Genomic DNA, 23,240 nt, shown 5'->3' on the forward strand with positions numbered 1-23,240 from the left:
CTAATTCTACGTCCCACACTAATATGAGCATGGAGATAAACATGAACAGGCTGAAATATCTCATCATTGGAGCATTAGCACTGGTTTTAGCCGGATGTGGCCAGACAGTAATCGAAACTCTGCAGGTTCCTGGGGGACAGGATTACGATGCTCCAGGGAGTGGCAAGAGTATTGTAATACTTCCTTTTGCCGATTACTCTGAAGGCAATATTGAATCCGCACAGAGAAGAGACAGAGCTATCACCGAACACTTTACCGACAGATTGGTTGCAAACGGCTTCTGGCTGCCGATACAGGAGGATGTCTGCGATTTTCTCGTGGCAGAAGAGGTGATTCAACCGGTCTCCGCCGGCAGCGTCAACACCAGCTCCATCGATCTCGAACTGGAAAATGAATGGTCCGCGGCAATGAAAAGCCAGCTCAACTTTTATAAGGACCAGGTGCAACAGGCCGCGTTGAAAAAGAGTTCCGCATTCCCCGGCACCCACGGCCTGGACAGGAACGAAATCGTCAAGATCGGTCGCCAGTTCAACGCCGATTACGTGGTCCGGGGACGTATACTTGAATATAAAACCCGTGACGAAGCCAACTGGGCTCCATGGAAAAAAGGTATCCTGCCGTTTGCCATCGGCGGCACCAACAGAGCGGTCAACGGCTTTGCTTCATCAGATGCGTATGACGAGCGCAATGAGATGATCACCGGTGCGCTGCTTGGGACCATTATAGGCTACAACAATACAGACTTTCCGTCGTCGGACAATGAATCTATCTTCGGCTTTGTCAACGGCAGCAGCAATGCCGTCTTCTGGGGAGCCGTCGGAGGCGGACTTGGAACAAACGCCCACAATTCCGGGAAGGTGGACCAGGCTGTGGTACAAATGCGGGTCTGGGTGCAGGAAGCCGCAACAGGTGCTGTTGTCTGGACCAACAGGGTGAGGGTACAGGTTTCGCCGGAAACCGTCTACGCCGACAATCAGTACGATCACCTGTTCGACCAGGCGATCGAAAAAGGGGTGACAACCCTGGTGGATCACTTCGTCACCTACGGCCTGTAATACCGGTTGCCGGTGCCAAACGTTTAGAAGATGACAAAGGGCCTGACGCATCAAAGCGTCAGGCCCTTTGTCGTATCGGCAAAATACCGGATGCAGTTCGCTTCCGGCTTTGACATACTCCCTTAGTTTTTAGCCTGTTTTTTTTCCTTCTGTGCTTTCTGAAAAAGAGCCATAAAGTTGACGGGCTCCATCAAGAACGGCACGAACCCGCCGTCGATTGAGACCTGGCTTACAATCTGTCTGGTAAAGGGAAACAGCAGCGTAGGGCAATCGACCCCCAGCAGCATGGGCATATGTTCCTTGGGGATGTTTTTCAGCTTGAATATGGCAGCATGCTCAACTTCAAGAATAAAAAGGACCTTATCATCGGCCTTGGTGGATACCTTGGCGGTAATCTCCAGCGCCACCTCCCAATGGTCCTCGTCAACCTGCTTGTTGTTGAGCTGAAGGTTAACCTCCACCTTGGGCTCAGCGCTTTGCTGGACGGTAAAGACTTCCGGAGCATTTGGGTTTTCAAACGATAGATCCTTGACATACATTTTCTGCATACGAAATTCCGGTTTAGCGCTACCGGTAGTATCTGCTGTTTCTGCCATTTTTTTTCCTCGTAAATTATATTGATGAATAATGTTGATGCCCTACACCTCGCAAGAAGCTATTAGAGCGCACTTCAGCTCCTGATACAAGGGGCAATTGTCCGTCACAGTATCTTGCCCAGAAACTGTCCTGTATATGAGTTTTTATGTTGCACTACCTGTTCAGGCGTACCGGTTGCAACAATCTGTCCGCCACCGTCTCCGCCCTCTGGCCCGACATCTATTATCCAGTCGGCGGTCTTGATAACATCCAGGTTGTGTTCTATGACCACCACACTGTTACCCTGGTCGACCAGCCTGTTGAGCACATTGAGCAGGTGTTGAATGTCGGCGGGATGAAGTCCCGTAGTCGGTTCGTCGAGAATGTAAAGGATGCTGCTGCTGTTGCGGCCCGACAGCTCCTTGGCAAGTTTCACCCGCTGCGCCTCGCCTCCTGAGAGGGTGACCGATGACTGGCCGAGAGATATGTATCCCAACCCCACATCGAACAGGGTCTGCAGACGGTTTTTCACCGGTGGCACATTCTTAAAAAAATCGAGGGCTTCTTCAACCGTCATCGCCAGGACGTCATGGATATTTTTTCCCCGGTACCGTATATCCAGTGTCTCCCGGTTGTATCTTCTGCCGCTGCAGACATCGCACTCCACGTAGATATCGGGCAGAAAATGCATCGCTATCTTGTTGACGCCTTCTCCTTCACACGCTTCGCATCTTCCGCCCTTGACATTGAAGCTGAACCGTCCCGGCTTGTACCCCCTGGACCTGGATTCCGGCAGTTTGGCAAACAACTCGCGTATCGGGCCGAAAACACCGGTATAGGTGGCGGGGTTGGACCTCGGGGTCCTACCAATGGGACTCTGGTCGATATCGACGACCTTGTCTATCTGCTCCAGCCCCTCGAGCCTGCCTCTATTGTCGGTTATTGCCGCCTGCCTTTTGTTGATGCCTTTCCGGGTCAAAGAGAACAGCGTCTCGATCACAAGCGAGCTTTTTCCGGAGCCAGAAACCCCGGTAACACAGGTCATCACGCCCAGGGGAAAATCAACGGATATGTTTTTGAGGTTATTGGCAGTGCAGTCTTTAAGATGCAGCTTTTGTTTATTACCCTTGAACACGCGGCGTCTTTTTTCCGGGGACTCGATTTGCAGCCGTCCCGCCAGGTACGCTCCCGTCACCGACTTTTTATCTTCGAGCAGACCACCGATATCACCGTTGTAAACTATCTCTCCGCCGTGAATTCCGGCTCCAGGTCCCATATCGAGGATATAATCGGCTGCCAGGATGGTATCGGTGTCATGTTCGACAACGATCACGCTGTTGCCCAGGTCGCGAAGCTCGATCAGGGTACGAATGAGCTTCTGGTTATCTCGCTGGTGCAGCCCGATACTCGGTTCATCAAGGATATACAGGACCCCCGCAAGCCTCGATCCTATCTGGGATGCCAGACGAATACGCTGAGCCTCGCCGCCTGAAAGAGTGCCCGCCCTCCTCTCAAGGGAGAGGTAACCGAGCCCAACATCTTCGAGGAAGGAAAGCCGGTCAACAATTTCCTTTAACACCGGCTCGCCGATTTTCCGTTCACGCTCACTCAAAGGCACTACCGGCAGCCGCTCAAGTAATTTTTCCACCGACATGCAGGTGAGTTCATGGATTGACCAGTTGCCTATTTTAACGGCCAGCGCTTCGGATTTGAGCCGTGCCCCCTGGCACACCGGACAGATCTGCTCGTTCATGTATTTACCCAGTTCATCACGAATCATCGACGACTGGGTCTCGTGGAATCTCCTGTCAAGCTGCGGAATAACCCCCTCAAACTGCTTGACCGAAGATATCATGCGGCGCCCTTTCCGGTAATGAAAAGTGATCTCTTCCCCTTTCGAACCGTAGAGGAAGACCGTTCTCACCTTTTTCGGCAAATCGCCAAAAGCAGTATCCAGGGAGACGTCGAAATGTCTGGCGACCGACTCCAGCATGTGCCCGTAATAGGATTCCTCCCGGCGCCATCCCCAGGGTGCAATCGCCCCCTGCCTGATGGACTTTGCCGGGTCGGGGACAACAAGGCCGGGATCGAAAAACTGCTTCACCCCCAGCCCGCCGCACTCTTCGCAGGCTCCTTGCGGATTGTTGAAACTGAACAGCTGTGTTGAAATCGGCGGCATTGATACCCCGCAGTTGTGGCACGCCGCCAGTTCGCTGTAAAGCTGCTCCCTGCCCTCGTCAGGATAGAGAACCGTCAAAAACCCCTCGGTCAGTTTTACAGCAGTCGAAACCGAGTCGGAAAGACGTCTTCTGATCGAATCTTTAATAACCAGCCGGTCGACCACAACATCGATTGAGTGCTTCTTGTTCTTCTCAAGAGAGGATACGTCATCGGCATGCACAATCTCACCATCCACCCTGATACGGACAAAACCTTCCTTGCGAATACGGGCGAGAAGCTGTTCATGGCGCCCCTTTCTTTCCGTGACCAGCGGCCCGAGCAACATCACCTTGGTTCCCTGGGGCAGCCTCATCAGGCTATTGACCATATCCTCCACCGACTGGGCCTGGATTTCATCGCCGCATATGTGGCAGTGAGGATGTCCGCACCGTGCAAACAGGAGCCGCAAATGGTCGTAAATTTCCGTTACAGTGCCAACTGTGGATCTTGGGTTCTTGCTGGTCGTCTTTTGTTCGATGGAAACTGCAGGCGACAACCCCTCAAGGGAGTCGACCTCCGGTTTATCCATCTGACCGAGAAACTGCCGGGCATAGGTGGACAGCGATTCGACGTACCGCCGTTGCCCCTCTGCATAGAGGGTGTCAAAAGCCAGGGTAGACTTTCCCGATCCCGACAGACCGGTAAACAGAACCAGCCGGTTTCTGGGAAGATCGACGTCAATATTTTTTAAATTATGCATCCGCGCTCCGCGGATGCTCAGGGTCTTTGGTTCCATACTAAAGGCAGGCTGGTTACCTGCGAACGGGCGGGCAACTATCCGGCAAGATTTTGGTGATCAACCTTGATACACCTGTCCATAACCACAAATATGCCGTTTTCCCGGGCAAGTTCCGCGGCTTCCTCATTTATTATTCCCTGTTGCATCCATACCGCGAGCGGCTTTTTGCTCAGTGCGACTATTTCCTCAACTATCGGCAGAATGTCCTCAGACTTCCTGAATATATCGACAACATCGACCGGGTCGGGGATTGCGCTCACACTCGGATAACACTTCACCCCGAGGATTGCGTCATGGCCCGGATTAACCGGATAGACCGTATACCCGGCATCGACCAGATATCGACCGACCATGTTGCTTGGCCTGTTTGTCTTCGGGGACAAGCCTACGACTGCCACTTTTCTGATTTTCTTGAGTAGTTCTGCTATCTCGGCCGTCTGGCCCAAGCTTTCTAAATTTTGCATTTTTACCACGAAAGGTTGCGGGATTATCTGATAACGCGCAGGATTAAATTTTCACCGACAAGGTGGAGATATAATGAGGACCCCATGGACAAAAGTCAAGATAGCAGTTATATACTTACCCATAATTTAATTTGGACACTAAGACATTCACTCATAATAAACGCACCACTCCGGTGAAAGCCATGTGGTGCATGAGGAAACTCCATGAATTTTCAAAATATCATCTTCGCACTCAACTCATATTGGGCGGATCAGGGCTGTATCATTCAACAACCCTATGACATGGAAGTCGGCGCCGGCACCTTCCACTCGGCCACAACCCTCAGGGCCCTGGGTCCCGAGCCATGGAACTGTGCCTACCCGCAGCCGTCGCGACGCCCCACCGACGGTCGTTATGGAGACAACCCCAACCGGCTTCAACACTATTATCAGTATCAGGTGGTGATGAAACCGTCACCTCCCGACATTCAGGAGCTGTTTCTCAACAGTCTGAAACAGTTTGGGTTGAACCTGCTCGATCACGACATCCGTTTCGTCGAAGACGACTGGGAATCACCGACCCTTGGCGCCTCCGGCCTGGGCTGGGAGATCTGGCTCGACGGCATGGAAATCACCCAGTTTACCTATTTCCAGCAGGCCGGATCAATTGAACTCCATCCGACAACCGTCGAGATTACCTACGGACTCGAAAGGATCGCGATGTACCTCCAGGGAGTGGAAAGCGTCTACGACATCATGTGGAATGACAAGATCAGTTACGGCGAAATTTTTCACCAGGCCGAAATTGAATACTCCACCTTCAATTTCGAGGAAGCCAATGTTGAAAAACTGCTGATGTTTTTCGATACGTTTGAACAGGAAGCACTCAAACTGGTTGATAAAAATCTGGTACTGCCGGCTTACGACTACTGCCTCAAATGTTCCCATACCTTTAATCTTCTCGACGCCAGAAAAGCGATCTCCGTCAACGAACGGACCCGGTATATAGGAAGAATAAGAAACCTGGTACGCAAAGTCGCCGAGGCCTACGTAGCCCAGCGGGCACGGATGGGCCATCCGCTGTTAAAAAAGAAGCAGGCCTGAAAATGACAGGTAGGTTTCCTCTAACGGAAACCTTCCTGCATCTGCTGTTTTCGACCACCCCTCCAACAAAATATACAACCTCTTCGCAGGAAACCTTATCAGGTGGCTTGTTCTGGGCCAAGATGCAGTAGTTCTGATTCGACAATCACCAACTTGCAAAAGGATTTCTGTCAGGTCAGATTCAGTTCAGGAATTTTTCCATTCGGCAACAGCCGTTTTTTTGACTTTATCGCACTTATCAAGTGGCTTGACAACGCAAAGGTCATATCCCAGGTGGATTCAGCCTGCAACATTAAGGTCGGGGCGATACCGTTCTATCTTTCCGGCCAGTAAGCCATAAGCCGGACGGCTTTCATCCAAGATGGACTACAGCGTCGGAGGAGTGCAAGTGGAAATCATTTCAACTTCTTCTTCACCGACATTACGAAATCGGTGGGGAATACGGCTGTCAAAATAGTAGGCATCACCAGGTTCGAGAACGTGTGTCTCGCCTCCTACAGTCAATTCCAGTCTTCCTTTAATGACCACCCCACCCTCTTGGGAGTCGTGGCGCAGCATCTCTGCCCCGCTGTCTGCTCCCGGAGATATTCGTTCGTGAAGAATCTGCATCGATTTATCTTGGAGATTCTTTCCAACCTGCCTAAAAGAGAACCCCGAACTTCCGATTTCGACAAGCTCATCCGCTCTAAAAACTATTTGCCGGCTACCGTCGATATCATTTGAGAAAAACTCCGCAAAGGAGATGGGTATAGCGTCAAGAATCTTTTTAAATGTCGCCAGAGAAGGGCTGTTACGGTTCTGCTCAATCATCGAGATCATGCCGTTTGTTACTCCGGCTTTTTTCGCAAGTGCCCTCTGCGACAACCCATACAACTCTCTTACAGAACGGAGACGCTCCCCCGCATCAAACTCCATATGCCGCTTGTTATCCATATTTATCATGTTTCAATTCCCTAATCTCAGCTAAAATCCGGAAAATAGACTTTATCCCATACTGATCAATATTTCAACACATCACACACTACAACATGGCTTTTTGGTAAAGTTTGCAATGATTATTTCGATTTAAACTCGCACTGTATTGTTTAATATATTTTACCACAACTTCATTGTTTCGCACAAACACGACCTATTTACAACACTCAACCCCTTAGTGATATTTTTATTGATTAATTTATTAAACACCACTATTATACAGCTCGAGAGTAAACAGGCAAGAGGGAGTCACGACTTCCATGTACTAAAATAGTAAACACCAGGCACCCATGTGCCAGAGCGACACCTCAAGGAGGAGACAGATGACAAAGATAGTTGAGCATTTCATTAATGGTGAAATCGTGGCTGACGACAATAGTCGCTACCAGGATGTTTTCAATCCTGCGACAGGTGAAGTAAGCAAGCAAGTTGCCATTGCGAGCAAGGCAACAGTAGAACAAGCGATTGGTGCTGCCGAGGCGGCTTTTCCAGCCTGGAGAAATACCTCCCCTGCCAAAAGAACCCAGGTGATGTTTCGGCTAAAGACACTGCTAGAAGAACACAGCGAGACAATCTGCAACATGATTAGCGACGAGCACGGCAAGGTCCACCATGACGCCATGGGAGAGCTGACCCGTGCCATTGAAAATGTTGAATTTGCCTGTGGAGCTCCCCAGTTTCTCAAAGGAGAGCACAGCAAAAACGTCGGGACAAACATCGACTCATGGAGCGAATTCCAGGCCTTAGGGGTCGTTGCAGGCATAACCCCCTTCAACTTTCCGGCAATGGTCCCATTCTGGATGTGGCCGCTGGCAGTGGTCTGCGGCAACACCTTTGTGCTCAAGCCATCTGAGAAGACCCCTTCGGCGTCGCTCTTTATGGCGCAACTGGCCCTTGAGGCCGGTCTCCCGCCTGGCGTCTTAAATGTTGTCAACGGTGACAAGGAAGCTGTCGATACCCTGCTTCAGGACCCGAGGGTTCAAGCAGTCAGTTTTGTCGGCTCGACCCCGATTGCTGAATATATCTATACGACCGGAACTGCTCACGGAAAGCGTGTTCAAGCCCTCGGTGGGGCGAAGAATCACGCGATCCTCATGCCTGATGCCGCTTTGGACAATGCGGTTCCAGCTATTATGGGTGCAGCATATGGTTCCTGCGGAGAGCGATGCATGGCCTTGCCTCTGGTTGTCGCTGTGGGAGATGAGGTTGCTGATGCCCTGATTGAAGAGCTGAAAATCGAGTTGGCGAAAATGAAAATCGGCCCCGGCCGCGACAACAGCAATGATATGGGCCCGCTGATCACCAAGGCTCATTACGACAAAGTCAAAGGTTATGTTGACCTGGGTGTGGAAGAAGGGGCTACCCTTGTGGTCGATGGCCGCGACACAGTCGTCGAAGGGTATGAAAACGGGTACTTTTTAGGCGGCTGCCTGTTTGACCATGTCACCCCCGAGATGAAAATATACAAGGATGAAATCTTCGGACCGGTGCTCGGTATCGTTCGGGTGAAAACCCAACAGGAAGCAATGGAGCTAATCAATAACCATGAGTATGGCAACGGCACCTGTATCTTTACCCGCGACGGAGAATCTGCCCGCTACTTTACCGACAATATCAAGGTTGGAATGGTCGGGGTAAATGTTCCGCTGCCGGTACCGGTCTCCTACCACAGTTTTGGCGGCTGGAAGCGGTCTCTTTTCGGCGATCTGTCCATGTATGGCCCGGACGGCGTCCGCTTCTGGACCAGGCGTAAAACCATAACCCAGAGGTGGCCTTCAGCCAGCTTGCGCGAAGGGACATCGTTTTCTTTTCCAAATAGTTGATAGCGTACACAACCCTGTATGACTGGAATAACAATTGTACATTACGAGGAAAAGAAAATGACTATTAACGCAAAAAGCATCATAGAAAAAGACAAGGCCCACGTGTGGCATCACCTGATCCAGCATAAACCGTTTAAAGAAAACGATCCCATTGTCATGGTCGAAGGCAAGGGATTGCGGATACAGGATATCAACGGAAAAGAATATACCGATGCGCTCTCAGGCGGGGTCTGGAGCGTCAATGTCGGGTATGGCGAAAAACGGATCGTAGAGGCCATCAACGAACAAAACAAGAAGATGTGCTATTGGGCCGGTACTGGTGGTACAATCCCGGCCATTGAACTCGCGGAATCAATCGTGAGCAAGATGGAAAGGATGAGCCGGGTCTATCTTTGCACATCCGGATCCGAGGCAAATGAAAAAGCTTTCAAGATGGTTCGCCAACGTTCGGCCCTTAAGTTTGATGGGAAAAAGTACAAGATCTTATACCGCGACAGGGATTATCACGGCACCACCATCTCCACACTGAGCGCAGGCGGCCAGGAAGAACGGAGGATGCAGTATGGCCCGTATACTCCGGGATTTGTACAATTTGAACACTGCTGCTGCTACAGATGCCCTTTCGGCAAAGAATACGGATCCTGCAAAATCGAATGTGCAAAGGCCCTTGAGCAGTGCATATTAATGGAAGGTCCCGACAGTGTCGGCGGCGTCATAATCGAACCGATGACAGCGGGTGGCGGCATCATAATCCCAGTAAAAGAGTATCTGCCGATGGTTCGTGAAATTTGCGACAAATATGATATCTGGCTGATCATTGACGAGGTGGTCTGCGGACTTGGCAGAACAGGGAAATGGTTCGGCTATCAGCACACTGACATTGTGCCGGATATCGTTACGACCGCTAAAGGACTTGCCAGCTCATACGCTCCACTTGCGGCGACGATAACCACCGAAGAAGTTTTTGAAGAATTCCTCTCTGATCCACAGGAAATTGAACGATATTTTCGAGATATCAGCACCTATGGAGGATGTGCCGGCGCTGCAGCGGCAGGTGTTGCAAATCTTCGGGTAATTGAAGACGACAATCTCATCGAAAACAGTCGGTTAATGGGCGAGTACCTACTGGAGCAATTAAAGAGCAAACTAAACTCCCATAAAAATGTCGGAGAGATCCGTGGACTCGGTCTTTTTGCAGGAGTCGAACTCGTTGAAGATAAAGAAACCAAAGTACCGGTTCATGAGAACAAACTGGCTGCCATCGCCGGGAATTGCATGAAAAACGGCGTGATTATCGGCAGGACAAACAGGAGCCTGCCTAACCTGAACAATACCATCACGCTCTGCCCTGCCCTGATTGCGACCAAAGAGGATATTGACAAGATAGTCCAGGCTATCGTTAATGGTGTATCCACGATCCTGGGTTAATCGAAGTTTCCGTTAAGCAAAATGATTTCGACTCGCAGAACCGTGACATTTTTTCTCGCGAGTCGGAATCAAAAACAGGTACATTCACAATTCCATATCATCCTTAACATCCTCCCTGTCCTGCCAGAGCAGAGATAAGAACCAGCACTGACTCCACTTTACTGGAGCAAGACCAGATCGCCACTTATCATTTCGTTTGAACTTTACTTTATACTTAAAACAGGGCAATTCAGAACCAGCCGGGTTAACAAATCTCTTAAAGCGTGACTTAACAACATCCACACCCGACAGGGTATATTGCTCTGACATTACGTATATCTGGACAGCTGAAGTTTGACTGTATTTTGCTGTTATTATAGATTTTTTTCTCGTAAGATTGTCGGCTGGTCACTCAACAAAAGAATGACAAGGCAGCTTGTTATCAATGCATTGCAGACAGCGATTTGGCATCGTCTTCCATCTTCTGGCCAGATCTTTCACTCTGACCGAGGCAGTCAGTATTGCAGCATAGATTTTCAAAGATTGCTCAGAAAAAACAAGATGAAGAGCAGCATGAGCCGCAGAGGTGATTGTTGGGACACTCAGTTTATAATGTCTATGAGGGTCAAGCTAGTCTGACCCGTGCTGGGATTGACGATTGTGCCTTTGCATTGACCTGTTGACTGGCCTCTGGCGTTCCCCGAGCATCGTCGGGCCGATTGCTTGTGACCTAATAGGAGCTTTGTCTTGCATCGTGAGTGTCTTGTCCTGTAATTCGGGCTGGTTTCCCTAGAAAAAAATACAGGGAGGTGGCCGATGAGCAGGCGGAGAACAATTGAAGTGATCCTTGGTGTAGATACCCATCTGGGTGAGCATATTGGGGTTGTTATTGACAGCGTAGAAAAATATTTGAGCCATTTATCTGTAACAACTGATAGTTACGGATATCATAAATTGGTGCACTGGGCCCATTCTTTTGGTGACTTACGAAGAGCGGGGGGTAAAAGCACTGGAACTTATGGGGCAGGTTTGGCCAGATTTCTTACAGAGCAAGGTGTTTTGGTTTTAGAAATAAATCGCCCTGATCGTTCAATGCGTCGCTTTCGAGGTAAATCAGACCCAACGGATGCTGAGAGTGCAGCCCGTACTGTTTTATCAGGTATTGATTGTTCTATCCCAAAGTTACAGTCAGGCCCTGCTGAAGCAATGCTGATCATTTCTGTTGCTCGACGTAGCACGGTTAAATCAAGAACACAGACAATTAACCAACTTCGAGGCTTGTTGATTTCAGCGCCTGATGAAATTCGATCCAGGCTATGGAAATCAAATGCCGCTGAATGCGCTAAAAGCTGTTTGCGTCTTCGTTCATTCGGTAAAACACCGTGGGGAAAAACTTTGGCGTCAACACTTCGCTTTCTTGCTAAGCGCTGGTTATACTAGACAGAAGAATCAAAATTACTTGACCAGGATCTGGAACGCTTGACTGCAAAATCAGCTGAACGGGTGCGCAAGCAGTTTGGTGTTGGACCACAAACAGCTGCACTATTGCTATCAGTTGCTGGTGATAACCCAGAACGTTTGCGAAGTGAAGCTGCACTTGCATCTTTGTGTGGTGTTAATCCGTTGGAGGCATCTTTAGGGAAGACAGTTCTTCACCGTTTGAATCGGGGAGGTAACCGAGCTGCCAACAATGCTCTATGGACGATCGCCATGGTCCGCATGAGGAGTGACCCGCGCACTCTGGTTTATGTAGCTCGTCGAACTGCTGAAGGTAAATCAGTGAAAGAGATACATCGTTGTTTGAAACGTTATATTATCAGAGAATTGTATCTACTTATTTTGGCAGATTTGCGGAAATCCGCCCTTTACTGTTGACATAGGAGCGTCAACAGTGTCGCGGAGAGTTTTTTTGGAAGCCTGAAGACTGAACGGATATTTGGCTCTTCCTATCCCACCCGGGAAGAAGTCAGGCGAGACATCATTGATTACACAGAAATGTTTCACAACAGCACAAGGGCCACTACTATTTGGGATATCTCAACCCAAATGAATTTGATTAAAGAGATGGAGCTGAAAAAAGCAGCTTAAGGAAAGTGTCCGATTTTATTTGACCACCTCATTAAGGATTGGATATGCTCCTAAAGTCTTACGATAAGATCGCCCTTCATGCCAGTCTTCCGCCAAGAAGGTTATTTTACCTGTAGGATATGCCTTAACACCAAACCCTTTCAGGTTATTTTATTATCCCGAAGAAAGTATGGCGCTGAAGCTGGCTTTAGGCTATTAATAGTCTGCACATTGATGGTTGCCGATGACATTGTCTCTTTCCTCTTCCAATAGATGAATAAGTAGAGGATTGAGACAAAAAGAATGATAATCGGGAATTATCGAAAGAGGAACACAGACAGGGAACTTACTGAAAAAACTGGCGGAAGTGCATGGGAATCGAACCCACCTGACGGGCTATTAACCCGCCACACCGGATTTGAAGTCCGGGAGAGCCACCAGTGCCCTATCCACTTCCTCAGTTCTGTTAAAAGTGCAATATATACTATATTTGTATTGACCTTGAAAACAACTTTTTATTATATTATGGAGATTTTCATTTAATTTTTGTCTGGACAACATAACGAAACCTTTTCATCCAACCAAGAGAGAACTCTCCCTTCCCCTATGCAGTGTGACAGATTAATAAATTTGATCAAATCGTGGTATATACACGTCCGCGAAGAAACCATGGCACCCGCCCGCATGGTGTCCTTTATGGAGCAGCACGCAGAGACGTGTGACGTTTGTCTTGAAGATCGCAATCTCAGAGATGAGATCGCAAAAATCACGGAGATGATCCTGCCGGAATCCAAAATCCCTAAAGCTGTTCGACAACAAAACAGCGATGATGACGAAGAGGATGACGACGACAACCAGGATGACGACGACAACTACGACGATGACGATGACAATGACGACGAAGAAGACGAAGACGAAGACGATGACAGCTACGATGACAGCTACGATGATGACGAAGATGAGTTGATAGACTTGGACGACACCATGTGAGAGTTCTCCATATGGCTTGTCCCGGGCATACCCCACTCCGGATTTTTCGAGGCGACAAACGCGTCAGGATGCGCTTGTCGCCTCGAAGCCCTGATTACTGAGTCTTCAAATGTTCTCCACCGTCATACCCTTTAGCTCTTTCCACCCGATGTCATGGGCATTACTCGTCATTTGTCCATTTATTCAATTCTTCTGCAATGAAGTCATTGACCAACTGCTGCTCAACATCCCCTTTCCCTGATATTTTTATTGGTTTTCCGAAAGAAAAGTAAGCAGTCCTGCCGGGAATAATACGTCCAAAGTCTTTTAATTTCCTGCCATTTTGCCAGCAGTCCGTTTTCAGGGCAAGGGGAATAATGGGTACGTCCGCCTTCTTGGCAAGCTTTACACCAATGGAACTCATCTGCTCCGGATCAAAGCGATAAGCTCTTGTTGTCTGGGGAAAAACGATCACGGAAATATCGTTTTTGATCCGCTCGACTCCCTCGGACATGACTGTTTTAAGGTCCTGTCGGGGATTAGTCCGCGTTACGGCAATCGGATTCCTTGATTTCATGATATGGTGAAAAACAGGATAGGTGAGCAGTGATTCCTTGATTACATAGGTCACTTTTCTGAAGGGACGGACAATCCATGGCAGTACAACCGTCTCCATCATGCTCATATGGTTACCGATGATCACTACGGGCCCTTCGGTCTTCTTAAGATTATCAAGCCCCCGAATATCCAGCATCACACCGACAGTCTCTAAACTTTTCACCACCTCAAGACTGCTCATCATCCATCGTTCTCCATCATACATGCCCTTTCTGGCCATGCTGCTGGAACGAAGAACAATCAGTATCAACTTGAAGTAAAAATAGAGGGAGGGACACAATCTTGCCAGAAACGGTATTTTCTGCACCTCAGTCCTGTAATAAACACCACCTGATTCAACCATATCGATCACCGATCAACTTGAAGATAATTTTCAAAAAGTAGAAAAAAACACTGCCTGCTACACTCTCACAACCTTTATACTACTCTATCCCAAAGCTACATCGAGAATCATCATCACCGTAAATCCGATCATGGTTGCCAAGGTGACAATATCTATATTCTTGAATTCTCGTTGCGACTCCGGAATCAACTCCTCAACAACTACAAAAATCATAGCCCCGGCGGCAAAACAGAGGGCGTACGGCAAGACACCGCGTAAGTTCAGGACAAACAAGGCGCCAAGAACACCAGCGACAGGTTCGACAAGCCCGGAAGCCTGGCCATAAAAAAAACTCTTGGTTTTCGACATTCCCTCTCGACGAAGAGGCATGGAAACCGCTGTACCTTCCGGGCAGTTCTGGATACCTATACCTATGGCAAGAGCAATGGCTCCACCGATGGTCGCCGAAGGAAGTCCCGCCGCGACCGCACCAAAAGCTACGCCAACCGCCAGACCTTCCGGTATGTTATGCAGGGTAATCGCCAGCACCAGGAGAGTACTGCGCTGCCAAGATGTTTTAACCCCTTCCGCCTTTCCTGAATTCAACCCCGGGTGGAGATGGGGAAGGAATCTGTCTACCAGTCGCATAAATATCCCGCCTCCCATGAAACCGATTGTCGCGGTAAGCCACGGAATCTGTCCCAGATGTTCCGCCATCTCAATCCCGGGAGCGAGCAGAGACCAGAAACTCGCCGCAATCATCACCCCGGCAGCAAAACCGAGCATACAATCCATAAGCTTTTGGTTGACCTCCCTGGTAATAAAGACCAGGGAGGCTCCCAGAGCGGTCACGCCCCAGGTGAACAGTGTGGCAATAAAAGCCTGGGCAACAGGGCCAAGTGACAGAAATTTCTCCATTCTATCTCCTTCTCATAAAGGACCCGCGATATCTCACAGAACTCCTGGCCAGCCAATCTGTTCAGGGGGGCATGTTCTGAAAGCACGCAGCTTACGACATTTTCATTGTGTCCATGAGGATGAATGCATCATAACAGATTTCGCAGGGAGACAGAAACGATAACTTTCAGAAATTACTACAGATCCATAGAAACAATAAATATTCCAGGCTCCCCGACGACATATCACCGCTGCAGGACGTATGTCATGCTTCACCTTGTTTTACAAAAGCAACCGTAAACTTCACCAAGCTTCCCTTGCCGGGCTCACTTTCAACCCCGATTTTTCCGCCCATCAGCTCAACCAGCTGCCTGGCTATCGCCAGCCCCAAACCCGCACCGCCATGTTTTCTGGTAGAAGAATTATCTACTTGGGAAAATTCGGTAAACAAATTATCCAGCTGGCACTCGGAAATACCTATCCCTGTATCGGCTATGGCAAATTCGACTATCGTCCGCTCCCTTGTTGTTTTCCTGAGAACAACAGATATTGTTACTTTTCCATGTTCTTTGGTAAATTTGACACCGTTGCCGACTATGTTGCTCAAAAGTTGCCCCACTCTCTGCTGATCTCCAACCACCATTTGAGGTATGGTGCTGTCCAGTTCAACAACCAGCTCGATATTTTTATCCCTTGCCTCTGGCCCCAGCGAACAGACTACGCTCCAGACTACTTCAGATAGAGAAAAGGGTGCCTGACTCAATTCCAAATCGCCTGAATTCATTAAAGAAAACTCTAGTATATCGTTGAGCATCCTCATCAAATCACGGGAAGCCTGCTGGGCTTTCTCGATATAGCCACGCTCCTTCTGCGGCAGATTACCAAGCAGGGCCAGAGAGCCCATGCCGATAATTGCATTCATCGGTGTCCTCAACTCATGGCTCATGTTCGCCAAAAATTCCGATTTTACCCTGGAAGAAGCTTCGGCTATCTGCTTGGCCTTTATAAGCCTCTTTTCACGCTCACCGAGTTCTCTGTCCATATTGACGAAGTTGTTACTGAGCTGATGAATTTCCAGGATATGCGTATCAATTCCGCTGACCAGCGATGCTTCTCCCGCTATCTGCGACGTCTGGTCGGACAATTCGTGCAACGGTCTGGTGATGGTATCGGAAAAACGTCCGATCCGGCGGGATACAAAGAAGTAAAAACATATATAAAAAAGCACCATCAATCCCACCGCTCCATATCCTATCTTATCGGAGAGAGCACGAAGCAGATAAACAGACCCAAGCACCCTCTCTTCATCGATCAGTATCATCAGTTTCCAGCCGGTCTCCACCACCATCTGCTTCATGGTCAGGTACTTCTTGCCGTCAATCAGCAATTCGGCGTGATCCACAGGGCTTTCAAACAGGTTTTTAAAATGCGAGGCAAAAGGACTGTTGTTGGTGAGAATATTATAACTCTCCGGCTTGAAAACCGTTTTCAGGATGGCTTCTTCATAGACATGCTCTTTCAGTTCCTTCAACCCCAGAAGATTTTCTATTTTCTCAGGCATGGCGATAATCATGCCGTTCCCGTCGACCATGAACATGTTGGCGGCGTAAGACAGCTTTCCCGACAGAATATTGGCCACAAAACTCTCGATAGTAATATCAAGGCCGGTTACGCCTTCAAGGAACTCGCCATGGTAAATGGGAACCACACAGGATAGCATCCAGCCGTTTCCGGCCGGATCGAGATAGGCGCCGGTCCATTTCGGCTTTTTCTCCGGATTATGGCTTTTATCGGCCAGATAATAGAAATTGTACTTTTCCATGTCGATATGAGCGCCATACTGTTCGTACACTCTATCTATAAACGGATAGAGACGGTTCATATCGTCCCAGGAATTGAAGTACGCAGCAACAATATTGGGATTGATATCTACGATACTCTTGAAGCCGACATCCATAGCCTCGGTAAAAATTGCCTTGTGGCGCTTTTTTGCCGTTATATTCGTATTTGCAGAATAGTAGAGGCTGGCTCCCACCTTATTGGTCTTGTAGAACACTCCGTTGGGTGCCACCCTGAATTCGGGCGAGCCGTTGGGCAGGCCGCACACATCAGGGTTGGCAAATAACAACTCATGCTCTTTTTGCAGCACTGAAACCAGGCGCGATACTTCGGACAGCTTGTCACTTATAAATTGAGCCTCGTTTCTGAGAATGCTTTGACTGTGCATCTTGGCATCGGCAAAGAGCACCTCGATGTTCTCTCTGGAAATATAAGCATTTATAGAAAAATACAGTATAACAAGCGCGACTTCGACAACCAGTATGGGGATGAGGGAATATTTGAAAAAATGGGTGGAAAGGACAGAACCTAATTTTTGATATCCGTTTTCTTCCATTTAGTCGGCAGCCATGCCCGATAAAGAATGGTACACGGCAAAACGCCCCAGGTTAGAGTTGTGAACAGGTTTTATACTCTTCTTTTTGCAGAAAAACCCAAGAATATTCTTGTAAAATACCCGAAAAAACGGTTCTGCTGAAGAGAAAAAGTTCAATTCTTTCACCCTTTACTATCCGAAGAAAAAAGAATAATCCCTTTTTATTCTGGGAAAACGGCAGGGACGCCCGGCTGACATTTGCTACTGTCCACAGCGGGTAAGCTGGTAAAAACAGCCGCCCCGGTGTCACCTTGCAGCGCGGCCAAACAGCTTCTGCATAACCGCCAGAATCCTGATGTTCATCAATCGACCGAGCACTCTTTTAGTGCCGGCCTCACCTGCCCCCGGGGATTTATCCAAAAAACCCGAATAGAGCCTTACCCACCAGAACACATGCCGGGGATGATGAAAAAAGCGCGCAGCCAGCATCTCTGTTTTGGAGGATACGCCATAATACGCCCGAACCCACCAGGAGGAAGGCACAAAAGTCTCCTTGAGAATTTCAGCAACGGTTGCCGTTTTCCGCAACTCCTTGAGTTTTCTCTGCGGCCAGCCGACAAACGGCTTGGGTTCCAGTCGTTTTTTCTCGCCGGTTAAGGCGACAAATTCTTTGGGGACGTTGTCATGGTTCCAGGGCGTGATATGATGCATGGTCGGCAACGATTTGTAAAGAAGCGGATATCTTTTCCCTATTCCATCCCAATCAAGCGATCGGCAGTTTTTTTCCACAAAGCCGACCACATCAGCTATGTTGATCAGTTTAAAGTTTTCATAGCTGATCGGCGAACGGACACCATGCAGAAAGAGGTAATTGAGCATCTCTTCGTCACCGAAGGTAACGGCACCGACATCACCGACCGTAATTTTTTTTGCCGATCTATATAAACGGTCAAAATCAACATCCGGATAGTAAGGCGGACAGTTCGGGTACAGTCCGCGGTGCAGCTCAAAACAGACCTTCATTTCCCCGACCGTCTTATGCAGGGGAGGCAGGTGGTAATGATCGGGAGGAACCGGTGAACCGGAGCTGGCAAATCCCATTTCCCTCAGCAATTGCTGGGCGTCGTCGACTTCTTCTTTCCGAAACAGGATATCGATATCCCGCATCGGCCTCAAAGCCGGATCGGGATAAAGGGTAAAGCAGAGCGCGGCTCCCTTTATAACAATAGGAGAGAGGGAATGCTGCCGCATAAGTGTGAGGACCTCCTGCAACACCTCTATCCGCATGCGGGCGCAGTGTCGGTGACGATTTTCCAGCACCTTCAGTGTCATGCGCACTCCGCTCGGATAATCGCACCCGGCCTCCTCGAGATGCTTCCTGAGCAATGGCGCCATTCCCTCACGTTCGGCACACGCCACCATATTTTCCCAGTCGGAGAAATCACGGCAATACTCGCGCAGCATGTTATGCTGGGTGTTGTGGCCGTCTATCCTGGCACAGACATCAAGAAGCGGATATCTTATCATGACATTCAAGAAAATCGGGACCGGCTGATGGCCTGAGAAAAATATTTTCGAGATCGTCGAAACTGCCGTAGGTAAGGGTATAGGATCTGCACTGCCGGACTATGGATGAAAGATCGGACATCCCCATATTATTCAGATTTCTGGCATTCACATAACTCTGTACAAGAAAAAGACAGCTTTTTGCCGGCGAGATCTGCCCGAACTCAACGGCCGCCCCCTTGATAAATTTAGGAAAAATGATATGGGTCACCTTCCGCTGTTCTAAAGAGAACCTATTGTTCACCAGCCTGTGTGGAATCATTGAGCCTTTTGCACAGGAAATGATCCGGCCGCCGAAATCCTCGGGTAAAAGCCAGGATTCATGTTCCCGGTCCACTTTCAGGTTTATCGGCCGGGTCAAGGGCATCATGGAGCCGTCCTTTTCCAGAAAGACCAGCTCATCGCTGAGATAGCTGAAGCCGTTTTTCACCAGCCAGGTGGTAAGTGTTGATTTGCCGGAGCCGCTTTTTCCCGGCAGGATAATGCAGCAGTTGTCGTCGGCCACCGCTCCCGCATGGATTGCATGTTGCCTTTCGTTTTTATCGATACAATGAAAAATGACTTCGTTCATCAGGATATAAGCCAGCTGATACGGCGATTCGCCGTGATACAACAGCTTTTCCCCATCCCACAGCGACAGCATGGGCGCCGCCCCAAGAGAAAGAATCCGGTACCGTTTCAGAAAACTCCTCGATTGCGTCCCCGGAAAATCACTGAAGAGGAATTGCGCAAGATTGTACCCGTTATTATCGTTGCATTCGATCTCAAACAGCCGATCATTGAAGCCGGCCTGAAAAACCTTTGTATATTCCACCGTACGATTACCTGACCTGTAAGTATAACATCATGTTCTGGATATAGAATTATATAGTGCAAGAAGACTAGCCAAGTATCGTCAGGTTGGCAATCTTTTTTCAAGAAAGCGGATGGTGTTGTCACCTTTCACCCTTTATCCTGTTCCGGCGATCCACCCAGTTCCCGAACCCTGGCGACTGCATCATCATGCAGTGCCTGAATTTTCGAAGACTTGCGAAACAGACGCTCTCTGGTCTGTTCGCTTCTCTGCAGCTGTTTTTCAAGAACTTTCAAATCTTCAAAATCCTGCACTTTTTCGCCGTTGCCCTTTATCCTGCCGATCTTCAGGGCTATTTTTTCAAGCTCGTCAACGGCTTGTTTTTCCTCTTTTTTCACCCTGGCCAGCCGTTTTTGAAATTCGAACAGCTCATCCATGGCTTCTGCAAGTTCTCCCGCGACACCTTCTTCCGGCCTGGCGTCAAGATCGATCTCTTCTGCGGCATGCACCAGTGCAGTTGCGTGAAGCCGAGGCAGTACCCGCTCAAGGCTGTATCCGGTGATATCGATCAGTTTTGACTGGTTGATTTTAAACGGCATAAACACCAGGGCCGAATCAAGCGAATGCTCAAGAATCGTCGCAGGATCAATGTTTTCCACCAGCAGCGGTTGAGCCGGAATCCGTACCTCGTCAAAAAACTGCATCAGGGTGTCGTTAGCAGCTTGAAAATCCGCAGAACTCTCCGTTATAACGCGTATTTTCGCCCGCTTCCACAGAGGGTTCCTGGTCACCAGGTAGGCCAGCAGCAGCATCAGCCGGCTGCTGTTATTTTCCACCTCCCACCAGATATCGATCCTGTCGCGATTCTTGTCCGGCCTGACCAGGTTATCCCATTTCGACTGGTCGCAGTGAAAGACAATAAGATTGTATCCCAGTCGGTGGGCGGACCTGAGATTATGACCGTACTTGAGCTGTTCCAGTCCGGAGAGTTGACTTTCCAGCTCGCGATACCAGTTAACCAGGACACTGTTGGGTTGCAGGGGACCTACGCCATGGCTCAGGAGTAAGTTTTTAAATGTTGATGCAAAATTGGTGGAGGCGACCACGACTGGAAAACAGAACACGGTGGCTTTTGCGATATCTTCCACCAGCTCCCGGCGGGCGTCGTCCTCGATTTTTTTTCTTGACCACCCGGACCCGGGCACAATCCGCACAGCACTCATCAGGCCGGTGTCACCGCAGATCCAGTCACCAAAAGTGAGAAGCTTCTGCCGGGTATCACTATGGTTGGTAAAAGCGAGCAGATGCGGATACCAGTCATTCTGGTGTTCGGCGACAGCAGACATCTGCTGAAGGTACCTGCGTACCTGGCTAAACGCGTAAGACCTGCCGGCATCCGCCCACCGGGCGGGCTTTGCGCTGCTTTTGAGATAGAGATAGATACTGAACATGAAGCCGAAGGCAACGATGCCGTGCACTGTATCAAGGGCGATTATGATCGAACCACACAGCAGGCAGCCGGCAAGGCTGACATATTTATTGAAAAATCTGAACCTGGGCCTGAACGATGGAGATTTGGTGGCTGCCTCAAAGTAGGTGGCATAGTTAAGAAGGCCATATGAGATAAGAAAGAAAATTGAGACGACCTGGGCAATGAGATTGAGTTGGCCGAGATTGATTGTCACAAGCGCAATTGCACCGGTAAGCAGCACTCCCCGCCGCGGGTTATTGGTTGGCCCCGCCCCTTTTGCAAAAAAAGTGAGTAAAGGGAAGATGCGATCCCCCCCCAGTGACTGCAGTATTCTGGGAGCCCCCATAAAAGAAGCCATCGCCGAAGAAAGCGTTGCAGCAATTACACCTACATCGATCAGGAACCCATATCTCGCCACCTTCTGCATCGCCCGGTAATCTGTGGCAAGCTCCTGGTTGGCAAGGGTTCCGCCAAAAACTACGATCACGGCAAAATAGACAACAATCGACGTTGCAACCGCACTAAACGTTCCCACCGGCAAACTCTTTCCGGGATCCTTCAGATCCCCCGACATGCTTACCCCCTGGGTAAATCCTGTCACCGCAGGAAAGAAAACAGCAAAAATAGCCCAGAACGGCGGTCCATCGCCGGGCGGCAGCCAGTTGGCGACAAACATCGATTCCTGCCACTGCTCTACTCCACCCAGGAAAAAAGAAAATAGAGCCGCACCGATCAAAAACATAACCACATATTGAAAGCGGGTGGCCCAATCGGCACCGAGCCAGGCGAGAAAGAACAGCCCGACGATTGCACCTGCGGCGATGACTCCGGGATGAAGCGACACCTGGGGCAAGGCATGAACAGCCTCCCCGAACCCTATGCAGTAAAAAGCCACGGAGACAGATTGCGCGAGGTAAAGCACAATCCCGATAGCACCGCCAAATTTATACCCCAGGGTGCGGGAGATGAGATAATAATCACCGCCTCCCTGCACCTTGATGTTGGTGGCTATCGCCGCCAGGGACTGACTGGTGATAATCGTTATGACATTGGCGATGGCAAGAAGAAGAAGCGCCTTGCCGACTCCGCAGCTTCCGGTTACGTAGCCGAGTCTTAGAAAGAGAATAATGCCTAGAATGGTCAGTATACTTGGGGTGTAGACACCGCCAAAAGTCGAAAGACGACCGGTAACTTCGGCCCGGTCATCAGCCGGAGTACGGGCCCGTTTATCTGAGGAAGACATAACTCACCATAATATTTTTATAAAAGATATCCGCTGGCAACTCCTGAGGGCTGACCAGCATTGGTGGAATTGCGAGCACCGGAACAAACCGCGCTTTTCGCTTCCGCCGGGAGTTGCCACAGCTCCTATCCTACCACATGTTTATCTATTTTTTCCGACCGATTTTACAAGATAAACGGTGCAGGAATTTCCATCCCCGACATCATACGGGCTCACCGTAATTTTTTGTGGAAAAATCGGAATTGATTTTTATCTTATCTTGGATCACTCTTGTCCCAAATAGCATTTAAACAGGAAAACCCTCTTGTTAGATGTGGTATAAAGTTTTTACGCCAATAAAAACAGAGCCACAATCAACGAAGAGGGTTAGTCCATGATAAAAGGTTCCAGTTTGTTTAGTCAACTTCTTCAGCATTTTCCAAGAACAGAGTTTGCGCAGCTTGTTGCCAAGCACAAGGCTGAGCGCTGTTCGAAAGGATTTACCTGCTGGACCCAACTTGTCTCCATGCTGTTCTGCCATATGGCCCATGCCGATTCTCTCCGTGAAATTTGCGGCGGGCTCGCCTGTTGCTTAGGCA

The 23,240-nt window shown here is 49.2% G+C and carries 16 protein-coding genes, 1 tRNA gene and 3 pseudogenes; 9 read left to right on the forward strand and 11 right to left on the reverse strand.

The window, feature by feature from the left end:
* The first annotated feature begins 41 nt into the window (after window positions 1–41).
* The gene (locus tag BLQ17_RS13200; protein WP_176761226.1) at window positions 42–1,055 is read left to right on the forward strand and encodes a hypothetical protein; all 1,014 of its coding nucleotides are present in this window, start codon (window positions 42–44) and stop codon (window positions 1,053–1,055) included.
* A 122-nt stretch (window positions 1,056–1,177) separates the two neighbouring features.
* On the opposite strand, the gene secB is transcribed toward BLQ17_RS13200, so the two are convergent.
* The 3 genes from secB to BLQ17_RS13215 form a co-directional block, all read right to left on the reverse strand.
* Entirely contained in the window at window positions 1,178–1,651 is a 474-nt protein-coding gene (gene secB, locus BLQ17_RS13205) for a protein-export chaperone SecB (RefSeq protein WP_092223607.1), read from the reverse strand.
* A 104-nt stretch (window positions 1,652–1,755) separates the two neighbouring features.
* Window positions 1,756–4,587: an excinuclease ABC subunit UvrA gene (gene uvrA / locus BLQ17_RS13210; RefSeq protein ID WP_092223609.1), complete on the reverse strand. Its 2,832-nt coding sequence runs from the start codon at window positions 4,585–4,587 to the stop codon at window positions 1,756–1,758.
* A 38-nt stretch (window positions 4,588–4,625) separates the two neighbouring features.
* Window positions 4,626–5,054 carry a CoA-binding protein gene (locus tag BLQ17_RS13215; protein WP_092223642.1) on the reverse strand — a complete coding sequence of 143 codons (429 nt, stop codon included), beginning with the start codon at window positions 5,052–5,054 and terminating at the stop codon, window positions 4,626–4,628.
* A gap of 204 nt (window positions 5,055–5,258) precedes the next feature.
* On the opposite strand from BLQ17_RS13215, the gene glyQ reads away from it, so the two are divergent.
* A complete protein-coding gene (gene glyQ / locus BLQ17_RS13220) occupies window positions 5,259–6,137 on the forward strand; it encodes a glycine--tRNA ligase subunit alpha (RefSeq protein ID WP_092223611.1) in 879 nt (292 codons plus the stop codon).
* A gap of 366 nt (window positions 6,138–6,503) precedes the next feature.
* Here glyQ and BLQ17_RS13230 read toward each other — a convergent pair whose 3' ends face one another.
* The gene (locus tag BLQ17_RS13230; RefSeq protein WP_218121782.1) at window positions 6,504–7,079 is read right to left on the reverse strand and encodes a cupin domain-containing protein; all 576 of its coding nucleotides are present in this window, start codon (window positions 7,077–7,079) and stop codon (window positions 6,504–6,506) included.
* 356 nt (window positions 7,080–7,435) lie between these two features.
* On the opposite strand from BLQ17_RS13230, the gene BLQ17_RS13235 reads away from it, so the two are divergent.
* The 5 genes and pseudogenes from BLQ17_RS13235 to BLQ17_RS23700 all read left to right on the forward strand — a co-directional run.
* Window positions 7,436–8,935: a CoA-acylating methylmalonate-semialdehyde dehydrogenase gene (locus BLQ17_RS13235; protein WP_092223615.1), complete on the forward strand. Its 1,500-nt coding sequence runs from the start codon at window positions 7,436–7,438 to the stop codon at window positions 8,933–8,935.
* 57 nt (window positions 8,936–8,992) lie between these two features.
* Window positions 8,993–10,363 carry an aminotransferase family protein gene (locus tag BLQ17_RS13240; protein WP_092223618.1) on the forward strand — a complete coding sequence of 457 codons (1,371 nt, stop codon included), beginning with the start codon at window positions 8,993–8,995 and terminating at the stop codon, window positions 10,361–10,363.
* Between the two features lie 250 nt (window positions 10,364–10,613).
* Window positions 10,614–10,942: pseudogene (locus BLQ17_RS13250) on the forward strand (DDE-type integrase/transposase/recombinase); the annotation flags it as partial.
* A 216-nt stretch (window positions 10,943–11,158) separates the two neighbouring features.
* A pseudogene (locus BLQ17_RS23525) lies at window positions 11,159–12,217 on the forward strand (IS110 family RNA-guided transposase).
* A gap of 12 nt (window positions 12,218–12,229) precedes the next feature.
* Window positions 12,230–12,402: pseudogene (locus tag BLQ17_RS23700) on the forward strand (IS3 family transposase); the annotation flags it as partial.
* A 366-nt stretch (window positions 12,403–12,768) separates the two neighbouring features.
* On the opposite strand, the gene BLQ17_RS13265 reads toward BLQ17_RS23700, so the two are convergent.
* Window positions 12,769–12,866: transfer RNA gene (locus BLQ17_RS13265), tRNA-Sec, on the reverse strand.
* 239 nt (window positions 12,867–13,105) lie between these two features.
* On the opposite strand from BLQ17_RS13265, the gene BLQ17_RS22645 reads away from it, so the two are divergent.
* Window positions 13,106–13,399, forward strand: coding sequence for a hypothetical protein (locus tag BLQ17_RS22645; protein ID WP_176761228.1), 294 nt, complete (start codon window positions 13,106–13,108; stop codon window positions 13,397–13,399).
* Between the two features lie 160 nt (window positions 13,400–13,559).
* On the opposite strand, the gene BLQ17_RS13275 is transcribed toward BLQ17_RS22645, so the two are convergent.
* The 6 genes from BLQ17_RS13275 to BLQ17_RS13305 form a co-directional block, all read right to left on the reverse strand.
* Entirely contained in the window at window positions 13,560–14,339 is a 780-nt protein-coding gene (locus BLQ17_RS13275; RefSeq protein WP_092223626.1) for a lysophospholipid acyltransferase family protein, read from the reverse strand.
* Window positions 14,340–14,423: 84 nt separating this feature from the next.
* Window positions 14,424–15,236 (reverse strand): ZIP family metal transporter, encoded by an 813-nt coding sequence (locus BLQ17_RS13280; protein WP_092223627.1) that lies wholly within the window; start codon window positions 15,234–15,236, stop codon window positions 14,424–14,426.
* Between the two features lie 244 nt (window positions 15,237–15,480).
* Window positions 15,481–17,610, reverse strand: a complete 2,130-nt coding sequence (locus tag BLQ17_RS13285; protein WP_092223629.1) for a sensor histidine kinase — start codon at window positions 17,608–17,610, stop codon at window positions 15,481–15,483.
* A gap of 285 nt (window positions 17,611–17,895) precedes the next feature.
* On the reverse strand, window positions 17,896–19,116 hold the full coding sequence (locus BLQ17_RS13295; RefSeq protein ID WP_092223633.1) for a nucleotidyltransferase domain-containing protein: 1,221 nt from the start codon (window positions 19,114–19,116) through the stop codon (window positions 17,896–17,898).
* Window positions 19,094–19,969, reverse strand: coding sequence for a hypothetical protein (locus BLQ17_RS13300; RefSeq protein ID WP_092223635.1), 876 nt, complete (start codon window positions 19,967–19,969; stop codon window positions 19,094–19,096). The genes BLQ17_RS13295 and BLQ17_RS13300 overlap by 23 nt, the downstream gene beginning before the upstream one ends.
* A gap of 128 nt (window positions 19,970–20,097) precedes the next feature.
* Window positions 20,098–22,662 carry an amino acid permease gene (locus BLQ17_RS13305; RefSeq protein ID WP_092223637.1) on the reverse strand — a complete coding sequence of 855 codons (2,565 nt, stop codon included), beginning with the start codon at window positions 22,660–22,662 and terminating at the stop codon, window positions 20,098–20,100.
* Between the two features lie 373 nt (window positions 22,663–23,035).
* On the opposite strand from BLQ17_RS13305, the gene BLQ17_RS13310 reads away from it, so the two are divergent.
* Window positions 23,036–23,240: DUF4372 domain-containing protein (locus BLQ17_RS13310; RefSeq protein WP_143005507.1), on the forward strand; the 205-nt coding region annotated here is incomplete at its 3' end.

The organism is Desulforhopalus singaporensis (assembly GCF_900104445.1).
GTDB lineage: Bacteria > Desulfobacterota > Desulfobulbia > Desulfobulbales > Desulfocapsaceae > Desulforhopalus_A > Desulforhopalus_A singaporensis.

Coding starts and splice junctions, on each gene's coding strand:
- BLQ17_RS13200 (WP_176761226.1), top strand. CDS start 42: ATGAACAGGCTGAAATATCTCATCATTGGAGCATTAGCACTGGTTTTA.
- secB (WP_092223607.1), bottom strand. CDS start 1,651: ATGGCAGAAACAGCAGATACTACCGGTAGCGCTAAACCGGAATTTCGT.
- uvrA (WP_092223609.1), bottom strand. CDS start 4,587: ATGGAACCAAAGACCCTGAGCATCCGCGGAGCGCGGATGCATAATTTA.
- BLQ17_RS13215 (WP_092223642.1), bottom strand. CDS start 5,054: ATGCAAAATTTAGAAAGCTTGGGCCAGACGGCCGAGATAGCAGAACTA.
- glyQ (WP_092223611.1), top strand. CDS start 5,259: ATGAATTTTCAAAATATCATCTTCGCACTCAACTCATATTGGGCGGAT.
- BLQ17_RS13230 (WP_218121782.1), bottom strand. CDS start 7,079: ATGATAAATATGGATAACAAGCGGCATATGGAGTTTGATGCGGGGGAG.
- BLQ17_RS13235 (WP_092223615.1), top strand. CDS start 7,436: ATGACAAAGATAGTTGAGCATTTCATTAATGGTGAAATCGTGGCTGAC.
- BLQ17_RS13240 (WP_092223618.1), top strand. CDS start 8,993: ATGACTATTAACGCAAAAAGCATCATAGAAAAAGACAAGGCCCACGTG.
- BLQ17_RS22645 (WP_176761228.1), top strand. CDS start 13,106: ATGGAGCAGCACGCAGAGACGTGTGACGTTTGTCTTGAAGATCGCAAT.
- BLQ17_RS13275 (WP_092223626.1), bottom strand. CDS start 14,339: ATGGTTGAATCAGGTGGTGTTTATTACAGGACTGAGGTGCAGAAAATA.
- BLQ17_RS13280 (WP_092223627.1), bottom strand. CDS start 15,236: ATGGAGAAATTTCTGTCACTTGGCCCTGTTGCCCAGGCTTTTATTGCC.
- BLQ17_RS13285 (WP_092223629.1), bottom strand. CDS start 17,610: ATGGAAGAAAACGGATATCAAAAATTAGGTTCTGTCCTTTCCACCCAT.
- BLQ17_RS13295 (WP_092223633.1), bottom strand. CDS start 19,116: ATGATAAGATATCCGCTTCTTGATGTCTGTGCCAGGATAGACGGCCAC.
- BLQ17_RS13305 (WP_092223637.1), bottom strand. CDS start 22,662: ATGTCTTCCTCAGATAAACGGGCCCGTACTCCGGCTGATGACCGGGCC.